General features: G+C 51.1%; 8 protein-coding genes and 1 tRNA gene. 3 read left to right on the top strand and 6 right to left on the bottom strand.

Features of this window, described 5'->3' with window-relative positions; translation table 11 throughout:
- Position 1: 1 nt before the first annotated feature.
- The 6 genes from K2G41_RS01975 to K2G41_RS01950 form a co-directional block, all read right to left on the bottom strand.
- The gene (locus K2G41_RS01975; protein WP_300113691.1) at positions 2-1,447 is read right to left on the bottom strand and encodes a mannitol dehydrogenase family protein; all 1,446 of its coding nucleotides are present in this window, start codon (positions 1,445-1,447) and stop codon (positions 2-4) included.
- Positions 1,448-1,603: 156 nt separating this feature from the next.
- Positions 1,604-2,488 (bottom strand): carbohydrate kinase, encoded by an 885-nt coding sequence (locus tag K2G41_RS01970; RefSeq protein WP_300113688.1) that lies wholly within the window; start codon positions 2,486-2,488, stop codon positions 1,604-1,606.
- A 279-nt stretch (positions 2,489-2,767) separates the two neighbouring features.
- Positions 2,768-3,673 carry a tRNA (adenosine(37)-N6)-dimethylallyltransferase MiaA gene (gene miaA / locus K2G41_RS01965; protein WP_300113684.1) on the bottom strand — a complete coding sequence of 302 codons (906 nt, stop codon included), beginning with the start codon at positions 3,671-3,673 and terminating at the stop codon, positions 2,768-2,770.
- Positions 3,674-3,707: 34 nt separating this feature from the next.
- The gene (locus K2G41_RS01960; RefSeq protein WP_300113681.1) at positions 3,708-5,039 is read right to left on the bottom strand and encodes a hypothetical protein; all 1,332 of its coding nucleotides are present in this window, start codon (positions 5,037-5,039) and stop codon (positions 3,708-3,710) included.
- 62 nt (positions 5,040-5,101) lie between these two features.
- Positions 5,102-7,285: a S9 family peptidase gene (locus tag K2G41_RS01955; protein ID WP_300113678.1), complete on the bottom strand. Its 2,184-nt coding sequence runs from the start codon at positions 7,283-7,285 to the stop codon at positions 5,102-5,104.
- Between the two features lie 120 nt (positions 7,286-7,405).
- Positions 7,406-8,962, bottom strand: a complete 1,557-nt coding sequence (locus K2G41_RS01950) for a hypothetical protein (protein ID WP_300113675.1) — start codon at positions 8,960-8,962, stop codon at positions 7,406-7,408.
- Between the two features lie 301 nt (positions 8,963-9,263).
- Here K2G41_RS01950 and K2G41_RS01945 point away from each other — a divergent pair, with 301 nt between their 5' ends.
- The 3 genes from K2G41_RS01945 (at position 9,264) to K2G41_RS01935 (ending at position 12,611) form a co-directional block, all read left to right on the top strand.
- Entirely contained in the window at positions 9,264-10,832 is a 1,569-nt protein-coding gene (locus K2G41_RS01945; RefSeq protein ID WP_300113672.1) for a glycoside hydrolase 43 family protein, read from the top strand.
- Between the two features lie 61 nt (positions 10,833-10,893).
- On the top strand, positions 10,894-12,216 hold the full coding sequence (locus K2G41_RS01940; protein WP_300113669.1) for an NAD(P)-dependent oxidoreductase: 1,323 nt from the start codon (positions 10,894-10,896) through the stop codon (positions 12,214-12,216).
- 322 nt (positions 12,217-12,538) lie between these two features.
- A tRNA-Phe gene (locus K2G41_RS01935) sits at positions 12,539-12,611 on the top strand.
- Positions 12,612-12,814: the final 203 nt, after the last annotated feature.

Below are 12,814 nucleotides of genomic sequence, written 5' to 3'. Positions count from 1 at the left end.
ATCATATAATGGTTTCCAATGTGGCCATAGCCCCCTTATCGCGTATCTCCTTCACAAATTTCAGATAGAGATCCGTAAAAGGTTTCGAGTTCCTGAGATCCGCACCGGCAAATGCAGGCAAATCAAGGAAATCGAGGGGATCATTGCTTGCAAGGGCTTTCTCGACAGCGGCATCCATCCACGGCTCGGCTATTTCATACTTATCTCCTTTATCATCAGTCTTATATTTCAGATAATCATAATAAGATGCGAAAAGATAGGCGACACGCGTCAGATCCTTGCCGTCCTTCACCATCTTGGTAAGATTGGGGATGATATATACCGGGAATTTGGCAAGTCCATCGAAACACAGACGTGCCACCTGATCACTGACGGAGCTGTTGCCGAAACGCTCGACAAGAGTCTGTTTGTACTCATCGAGATTGATATTACCGGGCGCAGGGACGTAGGGGGTAATGTCAATGTTCATAAAATCCTCCACGAATTTACGGATACGCTTATCCTTCATGGCCTCATCAACCTTGCGGTAACCGGCGAGGAACGACGGATATGAAAGCAATGTATGCGAGGCGTTGAGGAGCGACAATTTCATATTCTCGTAAGGAGCAACATCATCTGTAAACTCGACACCTACCCTCTCCCATTTCGGACGACCGTTGGCGAAATTATCCTCCACTACCCACTGGATGAAATCCTCACAATATACCGGTGCTTTATCATCAGTGCCGTTCTTGGCATTCAGACGCTCGACATCGGCGGGGAGTGTGGCGGGAGTGATACGATCGACCATCGAGTTCGGGAACGTAACATTATCCTTAACCCATTCAGCCAGTTCGGGATCCTGAGCCTTGATGAAGCTGGTAAAAGCCTTCTTAGCTGTGTCGCCGTTATGCTGCAGGTTGTCACAGGTAAGTATTGACACCTTCCCCGCTCCGGCATTGCGACGCTGTCTCAATCCTTCGGCCACGAAACCAAACACCGTGACGGGAGCGGACGGATTGGCGAGATCCTTCTTGACAGCCTCATTCGAGAGATCAAATTCACCTGTTTTTTTATCAATGTTATATCCACCCTCGGTAATGGTCATAGAAACGATCTTTATAGCAGGATCAGCAATCTTTTCAATCACCTTTCCGTGATCTTTCTGGGCCCAGATCACCTCTTTGAGTGATCCGATCTCGTATGCTTCATCGACACCGTCACGTCCACACACTGTCAGAGTGTATAAGCCGTCCTGATCTTTGAGGGCATTGTAGAGCTTTTCATCCGACGGAAGCAACATCGCGCCGGTAATGGCCCAATTGTTCTGCGAGGGATCAATCCGTAGCAATGCGTCCGTATAGGCTTCCTCATGGGCGCGATGAAAGTTACCAACGCCTATATGAAGAATTCCACTTTTCGTTTTACTGCGGTCATAGTCAACCGCCTTTACCTTTGTGCTTTTCATAATAATATGTTTGTATTTATGTGTAAAATTTAATTGAATATTCCGACTGACATTGATGCCGTGTCAAAAGCAACTCGGTTGTAGGGCCTGTGCAAGCGCAGACCCTACAATCCGGAATTTATCCATTCTTATACAGCCCCCACGACATCCACCCGATCAGACATTCACAAGTTCGTCAGGCAATTGCGGCATGGCTCCGTGCTGTGTACACACGAATGCCGATACGGCAACCGCACGACGATGAGCCTCATCAACGGGAAGTCCCTTGAGCAATGCAGCCGTGAATGCAGCCGTGAATGAATCACCCGCGCCGACCGTATCGGCAACTTCGACCTTAGGCGTCTCGACAAACGACACATGTCCCGGAGTGAAAACATAGCTTCCGTTGACTCCACAGGTGAGTATGAGTATCTTGAGGTTATACTTGCCGAGGAGTATCCAGCACTTGTCCTTCAGATCTATTCCGGGATAGCCGAAAAGTCGGCTTATAAGTACAAGTTCCTCATCGTTGATCTTCAACACATTGCATTTCTCCATAGATTTTTCGATGAGTTCGGGCGTATAGAAGCCCTGACGCAGATTGATGTCGAAGATCTTCAGGGTCTCCTTGTCGTCGGGCATCGCATCAAGAAATTTATGGATGGTCTCGCGTGACACCACATTCCTCTGTGCAAGCGAACCGAAACTTACAGCCACCGTCTTTGCCGCGATAGCTTCCAGCTCAGGCGTAAAAGGAATATTGTCCCACGCCACATTCTGCTTGATATCGTAGGAAGGTATGCCGAGTTCGTCAACCTCCACAAGCACAGTTCCGGTCGGATAATCCACGACGGCCATGCTTGTCCTCAATTTCCGCTCTTCAAATTTCTCGGTCAGTTCTTCGCCGAGACGATCGTGGCCGATAGCACTGACAGCCATGCTGGGCAGTCCCAGCTGCGAGACATGATATGCGAAATTGGCGGGCGCACCTCCAATCTTCTTACCGTCAGGCAGGACATCCCACAAGGCCTCACCGATACCGACTACTACTTTATCTTCCATAACTTTATTAATTTAAATAATTGCTGTATAATGAACAACATCCCTCTCCCATCAAAAGATTAATCAACAGATATGTTTTAAATCACATCTATCATTAATTTTTCCAAAAATACGGATATTATAAAATTGATCAAACCGGCATTGAATATCCACATAAATTGAAACCGCGGAGCATGGTTCAACCATAGCCCCGCGGTTTAAAGCCTACCCGTGTTTGGACAAATAGACTAATTAAACAAAGGATAAGTAAAAATGAGGAGATCAGACGCATCATCATAATCATATCAGTTTCATCGCCTCAGCGGTGAAGCGGTCATCAGTGAGGTCGTATGCGAGCCAGTGGATGGGAAAACCACGGTGCTCCATGCCGCGAAACCATGTCATCTGCCGTTTGGCGAACTGGTGGATAGCTATTTCAAGGCCGCCGACCATCTCGTCACGCGTCAATGCACCTGTCAGATAAAGAGTCAGGAATTTGTATTCAAGTCCGTAATATATAAGATCTGCCGCAGGGATACCCGACTGAAGTAGATGGCGGACCTCATCGATCATTCCTGCCTCCAGACGTGAGTGGAGACGCTCCGTGATGCGACGGCGACGCGACTCACGATCGATATCCACACCGATGACCACCGCATCGGTCAGCGGATGCGGTTCGGCCTGACGGGCGGCGTCGGGATGAGCGGCATAATAGGTCTGGATCTCTATGGCGCGTATGGCACGCTTGGCCGTATCGACATCCGTCACATTGTGGAGGGTTTTCATCTCGGAAAGCATGGAGGTGAGTTCGTCGAGCGACTTACCTTCGAGGCTACGGCGGAGTTCTGGATTCTCCGGAACTTCGGGGAGACGCAGACCTTTCAGCACACTTTCAACGTAGAGTCCGGTGCCACCGCAGAGTATCACCCTTTTCCCACGGCTCTCGATGTCGGCCTTGGCAGTCTCGAAGTCGCGGAGAAACTCGTAGAGATTATATTTATAGCCCGCTGGACAGATGTCGATGAGATGCACAGGGATGTCACCATATTCCTCCATATCCTTACCCGTACCGAGATCCATCCCGCGATAGACCTGACGCGAGTCAGCACTTATGATCTCAGCACCTATGGCACGCGCCAGACTGACAGCCCGGCGCGTCTTACCGGACGCAGTCGGTCCGGTGATGACTATGAGTGGTTTACTCATTATGAAATGATTGTTTTAAAGGATATTATATACATCAATGGCGTGCGGTGGCGTGGTTACGGCGACGCACCAGACGGCGCAGTTTGAACAGCGGAGAGTCCTCGTTGAAGCGGGCCACATCGAGCCAGCGGGGATTATTGAAATCGACATTCCACTCACAGATTCCTTTAAGCCTGAAAGCCGGCCGATAGTTCTTGATCTTGTAGAGACGATATCCATCAATATCGTATGTTTTCCAAGCCATGGTCACGGTGTGGAGACGATGGATCTCGGCTGCCAACGTATGGGACATCTCATGATTGTAGAGCAGACGCTGGAGCTGAGGGATTGTGTACCACTCACCTCTCAGAGAGGTCTCGTCAACGACACTTTTGGATGACACGCAACAAATAAAATGAAACACATTGGCCATGCCCGACAGGTCATTGCTCTTGTACATGAAACGGAGTGAAAAGTCATCATCCGACATACCGCTCATATTCTTCAGATATGTGGCAGCCTCTTCAAGACTCACATAATGGTAGTGACGAAGACTGAGATTGGCAGGAGTGTCGTACTTATCTCCGTCGGGGATATCGTCAAACTCCGAAACACGCGAGAGGAACACACTGTCATCGTGAATAATGAGGAAACGGACTCCGGAGCCATCCATGCGGACTCTGGGATTAAGCTCGATATGGTTGTAATAGTAGCTCCAGAGAGTGAAGTAGCGCATACCGAAGAAAATGATCGACAGTCCGTAGAAAATCAGCGGGATCCAGTTGTAGAAGAAGTTATCGGCACTATTTATGTTGACATTGACATAGAAATATGCATAGTAGAACCAACTTATTGCCGACAGAACCGTAGCGATCAGCAACAGGCAGTGAACCTGATAACGGCTCTCCTGCGAGAAGATTTTTCCAAGAAATCCGCGTTCAGTCGCGGGCCCGTACTTTATGATGCAGCGGCGACAGACTCCCGCCTTGTCACCACGCAGGGCGTAGTAGAGGCAGTTGATAGCAGCTACAGGGGCAAGGATGAGCACCGAGAGATAAGGGACGTGTACGTTGATAAGCTCCTGCGGATAGAAGAACGAGATTAAACCGCGCGCATAGATGATGGAAATAAGCACCATTATCGTTGCAGAGATGCAGAGGGTGCGCACACAGATGGTCTGGACAAGATCACAGGACGAAACCTGAAATTTATGACCTGTGTTGCGGTAAAGGATGAGCAGGAACATCATCAGGAAAGTGACGGCCGGAATCCATGGACGCGGAAGAACCAGTGCGCAGAACTGCGGCATGGCAAGAGCTCCGACAGCTATTGTCCAGTTAAGCCATAGCGTGAAAATGGCTTTCTCATTTGTGATATGTTGTGACATATATAAAATGTGCGGTTATATTACTACTGTTCTTAATTCTGAAGCGAGAAGAAGTGCGGTGATCAGCGGAGATTAGCCGCGAAGTATGCGAGCATACGAGAATAGACCGACAGACGTGCGCCGCAACCGTGGATGGAATGGTTCATATTGGGATATATGAACATATCGCACCACTTGCCTGAAGCCTGAAGCGCGGAGGTATATTGCACGGTGTTCATGAAGTGAACGTTGTCATCAGCAGTGCCGTGCATCATGAGCAGGGGTACCGAAAGATTGGAGGTGAGGTTCACGGGGGCCGACACACGGTAACCGTCCTCATTCTCCTGCGGGGTGAGCATGTAGCGTTCGGCATAGATCGTGTCATAATAACGCCAGTCTGTCACGGGTGCGATGGCCACAGCCGCAGCAAAGGGTGTTGAGGGGGTGGATACACACATCAGTGTCTCGTAACCTCCGTAGCTCCAGCCGCAGATACCGATGCGCTTACCGTCGATATAGGGCTGGGATGCAGCCCAACGGGCCACGGCCTGCTGGTCGATGGTCTCGTAGTGACCGAGGTTGCGATAAACCACCGTTTCCCAAGCTCGCCCACGGCCACCGGTGCCGCGTCCGTCGGCACAGATGACGATGTAGCCCTTCATGGCCGCATATTGTTCCCAGTCGATAGACCACGAATCGAGCACCTTCTGCGAACCGGGTCCGCTGTACTGGGTCATGATGACCGGATAGGTCTTCGACGATGAGAAATCAGCCGGTTTCAGCATGAACGCGTTTATCGAACCGTCAGGAGTATCGACCGTGAAGAACTCACACTTGGGAGCGGAGGCATATTTGGCCTTCACGGCTGCATTGTCCTCAAGCACTCGCACATCCTTGTCGGCTATCGTACGGAGAGTATAGACGGGAGGAGTCTGCGCGTTGCTGTAGTTGACGGTATAATAATTCTTGGCAGGCGTGAACCATGCTGAGGCGCAACCTTTCTCCGGAGTGATATGTTTCATCACACCTTTGACATCGATACGCGACACCACCCGGTTGATCGGGCCTGTAGCGGTTGACTGAACATAATGGTTGCCACGGGCATCTGTGCCATAATATTCGAGCACATCGAAATCGCCAGCGGTTATGGCACGGGTCATAGCACCCGAATAGGTGTATTGATAAGCATGGGTATAACCGGTGCGCGACGAGAGCACCACGAAATTATCGGCGTTGAGGGTCAGATTCTCATAGACCGCAGATTCAAGCCAAGCCTTCTCTTCCTCGACGAGGATCGATTTTGCCACATTCGAGCGCGGATTCATCGAGAACAGCTCCATGCGTGTCTGCGCACGGTTGAGCGTTGTGATTATGAGGCGGTCGGGTGATCCGCCGTAGGCTATACGGGGGATGTATTCGAAATTTCCTGTGGGTATGGTGAGATTTTTGGTCTTGCGGTTATCGACATCATAGCTGTGGACACTCACTTTTGAGTTAGGCTCACCGGCCACGGGATATTTATATGTGAACGATCCGGGATAGAGCGCATACTGCTCCATCGGGTCGCAAGTGCCTTCGTAGAGCGGGAACGAATAGGCGGGAACTTCGGATTCGTTGTACTTGATGTAGCAGAGCGTCATGTTGTCGGGAGCCCATGCCATTGAGACAGATGTGGTGAACTCCTCTTCATAGACCCAGTCGGGAACACCGTTGATCACATGGTCGGTCTTTCCGTCAGTCGTGACATCGACCTCGGTATTGTAGTCTATCTTGTGGAGATGGATATTGTTGTCCGGACCGACAAAAGCCACCATACGTCCGTCGGGCGAGAAGAGCGGTTCCCGCTGATACTCGAAGTTGACCGAGAGCGGGTGGAGCTGACGTGTGCGGATGTTATAGACATAGTTGCGCGACATGGATGAACGGCGGTAGATCGCCTTTCTGTCACGGCTGACAAGAAGCTTCGTTCCATCAGGGCTGAGAACGAAACTCTGGATGGATGAGATGGTAGTCTCACGGGTGTGGGTCACATCCATCACCGTCTCCACTTCCTTTCCGGAAGCGGTCTCGTACTTGATCACCTTCTGACCGTCGGCCGAGAGGGCGAGATAATGCAGACCGTCGGCAGTATAGGCCGGACGGCCGAGACGCGCGGGAGCATTGAGCGGATAGACGTAGTCCGCAAGAGCCTTATCATTAGATATGTCGGCCGCACTGATCTGAAAAGCGGCGGCTGCCATGGCGACGTATGCTATAACTTTTTTCATATTCATTGCGGGAGAGAGTTCATATTGTGAAAGCCGCTTCGACTAAAGTCGTGAGCGCGTGGATTGATTGCTTGTATTTGATAGTCGTCGGTTTAAGCGATTCCTAAGGAGTGAATTACATCAGAAGAGCGTAAGCTGCGCTTCATTATCGTTGACCGGCTTGCGCGGAGGCTCGTGATAACCGAAATCGGGATCGTCGTGCTTCGGAGCTGTCCCCGCAAACCAGTCAGTATTGTCGAGATCAGTGTCGATGCGTGCCTTCTTCGGACGTCCGCGCCGCTTGGCGGGACGTTCTGCCACCGCAGGTGCATGCTTTGTGGTCGGATAGCTGACAGTGCTCTCCGACTCCTTATGATCATCAGGCGAAAGGCGGGCTATCTCTGCTTTCAGATCCTTGATCTCACTCCGGAGTTTCATCTCGCTATTGGCTTGATTATAGAGATTGGTCTCTATCGTGCGGCGCAGCGATGCGTTCGACTCCTGAAGCTCATGGATCTTGGCATCCTTCCGTGCCTTCAGATCTTCGAAACCGTCAAGCTGCTCCTGAATCTGAAGGAGGACCGATTCCTGCTCGTGCTGCATCTGTTCCAGTTCGTTGCGGGCGGCAGCAGCCTGATTGCGCAGATCGTTGATCATCGCGTCGCTCATTGCGGTCTTGACCTCAAGCTGCTCACGGAGAATGGTCTGGCGCGACACTTCCTCGCGCAGCGCAGCGCACTGCGCGTCAAGTTCAGACAGCTCGGAATGAAGCCTGCGGTTCTCTTCGGCAAGGCTGTCGCGCTCCTCGACTATGGCGTTTTTTTCAGTCTCAAGTACTGAATTGAGCTTCTCGATACTGTCAATCCGGGTCTGAAGTTCAGACATCGGGGTGGCGGGGTCAGCCGTCGGTTCAACTGATTGTTCCACCGTCTCCTCAGCCAATGCCTTTGATTCGAGATCCTTGATCTGGAGATCCATTTCGGCTATGCGGCTGTCGAGCTGCTCGTTGCGGTCACGCATGGTCTCTGCCTCAGCCTCAAGTTCCATCACCCTTGCATTGGCCCGGCTGAGCTGTTCGGGATCAGCGATATTCTTGCGGGAACAAAGGAGATCGTGTTCCTTTGCCTGCTGTGAAAGCTGTGATTCGAGATCCTGAATGCGGTCAAGGAGGGCACGTTTCTGAGAATCAACGGTCAGCTGGAGTTTATGATTCTCCTTGCGCAGAGTCTCCTTCTCGCTGTCATCATTACTTTCAAGCTCCGCTATTTTCTTTTCAAGCCTATCCTTTTCACTTTCCCACTGGCTTCCTTGCGGCGAAAGGGCTGAACGCAGCCTCTGCCGGAGATTTTCAGAAAGAGAATTAAGTATGTAGCGTCGCTGAGCTTCGATGTTCAGACATTCCCTGACAAAGTCCGGCTGTGTACGGTTGAAAAGCTCGATCACCTCATCAAAGATATCGTCCGTCAGCGCACTGTCCTGTTCAATCCCGGCTGTGTCCGGCTCAACAACCGGCTCGGTCACTGCTACGGCCTCCTCACTGAGATCAGCGGCAGGCTCCTCCGGTTCTGCTTCAGTCTGTGTAGTCTGTCCGTCATCCTCGGTCTGTTCGTTTGAGGCATAGGTCGGGACGGAAGGATCGTAATCAATATCCTCCTCCGTTTCCGGTGAAAAGCCGAAAGCACGACGTAAAAGTCTCATTATAGCCATATTTGCACAATATTGAGTGGGCACGCCGGCTGTATGACCGACGTCCGTCCGATTTCAAGGTATAGCGTTAATTCTTGCACTGGTGCCACCTGACTGAAACGCAGCCCGTCAGCCGGGCCGTGAGACTTCAGTATGCCACAATGCAAAGATAGCTGAAAATTTCCAAAAACCGCCACTCTCGCCGACAATTGTAACCAAAATTTCTCAAACGGATGAAAAAATCTGCGTAAATTTGCGCAGTAATAGCTTATTTAATCATTTTTCAGACGTGAGAACCGCAATTGTTTTGACCTTGGCATTAGCTATCTTCTTCACTGCGAGGGGAACGGACAGAAACGGCATACCCGCGTGGGGCGATCTCGGCGACGGGACGTTTGCCAATCCGGTACTAAACGCCGACTATTCCGATCCGGATATCATACGTATAGGCGACAAGTATTATCTGACCTGTTCGGAGTTCCATTACATGGGGATGCCCATGCTCGAATCAGACGACATGGTCAACTGGCGCATAATCGGTCAGGTCTATGACCGCATCGACCTGCCGGGCTATTCCGACATGACAAAGTATGCCGAGGGTACTTGGGCTCCTGCGTTCGGCTATCACGACGGAAAACTCTGGATTTTCGTATGCACTCCGGAGGAGGGTCTTTTCATGACCAATGCCGAGAATCCCGCCGGTCCTTGGCAACCGCTGCATCTCGTGAAAGGGATCGATAAATGGGAAGACCCCTGCCCTTTCTGGGACGAGGACGGACAGGCATACCTCGTGCGTAGCCGCCACCGGGCCGGACCTATCATCATACACCGCATGAGTCCTGACGGACGTGAACTTCTCGACGAGGGTGTCACTGTCTATAAAGGGCCGGTGGCGGAAGGTCCGAAGATGTTCAAAAAGGATGGTTATTACTATATAAGTATTCCTGAAGGCGGTGTAAGCAAAGGATGGCAGACGATACTGCGCTCACGCGACATCTATGGCCCTTATGAATCACGCCGTGTGCTCGAACGCGGATCGACCGACATCAACGGCCCGCATCAGGGATCGCTCATTGAGACCCCTCAGGGCGACTGGTGGTTCTATCACTTCCAGTCAGCCGGCACGAGAGGCCGCGTGCTCCATCTGCAACCCGTCACTTGGGCTGACGGCTGGCCTGTGATCGGAACTGACTATGACGGTAATGGCGTAGGCGAACCGATGCACATAGTCCCGATGCCATTCGGCAAATCTGCTGAATCCTTCACCCCGCAGACCTCCGATGAGTTTGACGGCGACCGTCCCGGCATCCAGTGGCAGACCAACCATAATCCCGTGGATGAAAATATCTCGCTCGCCAAGCGTAAAGGTCATCTGACCCTACGGCCGCTCAATGCGGCAAAGCTGCGCGAAGCGCGCAATCAGCTGACCCAAAAGATCATGGGATTCAAATCCGTCGCATCGACAGCCATAGACTGGAGCGATATGAAGGAGGGTGACCGCAGCGGACTCGCATGTCTCGGCCAGCGTTTCATGGGAGCAGGTGTGATGATGGAGAAAACGGACGGCAGAAATGTCCCCGTGATCTATCTGGAGGCTGACAGCACGGTGACTTTCCGACAGCCGCTGCCCGGACTGAGAAAGAACCGTCCTGTGATCATCCGTCTTGAGATCGACACGGCGGCCAATCTTTTTGCATATTCCTACAGCACCGATGGCAAGACTTTCAAGCCCCTCGGAATGCCGTTTGAGATGCAGGGCGGTTTCTGGAAAGGCGTGCGCACGGGTCTCTACGCTTATACGACATCTCCACTACCCGGCGAAACCCATTTCGATTACTTCCGCTACACTCACGACGGACCGCCGTCACTCTCCCGACGATAATACTACGAATACCGGAACGAATAATGAACTGATCTATAAATCGTGATCTCTAATAAAAATTATGAACAGACGTCTTAATGATTCAGCATCCGAAGGCTACACTATGCTTGAGGCCATCAATGAGGCCAAACGCTGTCTTCACTGCAAAAATCCCCTTTGCAAAAAAGGATGCCCTATAAGTCAGGATATACCCGACTGGATTCATGAGCTTTCCATGGGCAATCTCGGAAACGCGATGTCCATCATAAACGCCAAGAGCAACCTCCCGGCTGTATGCGGACGCGTCTGCGCCCACGAACGTCAGTGTGAGGGAAACTGTATCCTTAACAAGAAGAATGCACACATCAACATCGGTAAGCTTGAACGCTTCGTGGCCGACTTCGACAGCGTGATGAGCCTGACACATGAGCATCTCGTACCCAAGACGCGCGGCCGCGTGGCAGTGATCGGTAGCGGCCCCGCAGGGCTGACCGTCGCAGGCGAGCTATCGCGCAAGGGTTTCGATGTCGAGATCTTCGAGATGGAGCCTGATGCCGGTGGTGTCCTCATGTTCGGTATCCCCGAATACCGCTTACCCAAGGATGTGGTGCGCCACGAAATCAAGAAAATCTCGGAGCTCGGAGTCCGGGTGCACTGCAATGTCACCATCGGGCGTGACTACACCGTAGATGACCTGTTCGCACAGGGCTTCGACGCAATTTTCATGGGTACGGGCGCGGGCAAACCTAAAAAACTTTCCATCCCCGGTAACCATTTCGATGGCGTCCGTCAGGCCATCTACTTTCTGCGTCGCGTCAGTCTCTATAATTCCGGCCTCATCGGCCGCGATGAAATTCCGGTCAAGGAGGGCGACAGAGTATATGTGATCGGCTGTGGAAACACCGCTATGGATGCCGCCCGCACAGCCCTGCGCATGGACGCCAAGTCGGTCACGGTGGTTTATCACCGCTCCATCGAAAAGATGAGTGCCCTGCGTGCCGAATATGACGAAGCCGTCGAGGAAGGTGTTGAATTTATGTGGAATTCCTCCATCACCGAGATCCGTGGCGAGGATGGACAGATAAGCGAGGTCGTCATCGACCGCGAAGGCGAGACGATTACCCTTCCGGCCAATAAGGTCATAATGGCAGTCGGCAGTCAGCCCGCAAGCCGTATTGTCTCAACAACTGAAGGCATAAAGGTGGATGAAAAAGGCTATGTGCTCGCCAGAGAGAATCCCTACGGCATGACCAGCCGCAAGGGTGTCTTTGCCGGTGGCGACGTCACCAATCGTCCCGCAACTGTTGTCCACGCCATGCAGGACGCCCAGAAAGTCGCCGAAGGCATCATGCAATATGTCGATGCAATCAAACTCATGGCAAAGATTGACAGCGAGGAGATCTGAGAAATCTCTCCATCGTAGCCTACACTGACACAAAGCCAATACCGATCCCGATATTGAAACCTATTGGGATCGGTATTGGCTTTTAATGAACTGATCTAAGCTTAAATCATATTAGTGCATATCTTATATCTGTATTAAACTTTTAATCAATTGTTTACAGTTGCTTTTTACTACTTATTTATGGTTTCATCTGAAACCATCAGATGAAAAAAATGCATTCATTCCAAAAAAAGTTTCAAAAAAATTTGCACACACCAAATAAAACCCCTACCTTTGCAACGCAAAAACGGAGAAACACCTCCAAAAGCAAAGACATAACGATGGTGCCATAGCTCAGTTGGTAGAGCAAAGGACTGAAAATCCTTGTGTCCCCGGTTCGATTCCTGGTGGCACCACCTCTAAAATCGCTAATAATCTAATTTACAGATTGTTAGCGATTTTTCATTCAACCCAAATCGGGCGAGTTCCCTATAAAGTTACCTATAACGGATCAGATGCAAAACCCGGTTGAATTGTTAAAACGGGTCAGCGGATTTATACGGTGGGTGAGTGCATAGATTAAGAGTATAGTGTGGATAGTCTGAACATAAAGAACTTG

Source organism: Duncaniella sp. (assembly GCF_029056165.1).
Taxonomy (GTDB): domain Bacteria; phylum Bacteroidota; class Bacteroidia; order Bacteroidales; family Muribaculaceae; genus Duncaniella.
Note: the sequence above shows the minus strand (reverse complement) of the source record. Positions and strands in the feature narration are given on the sequence as shown.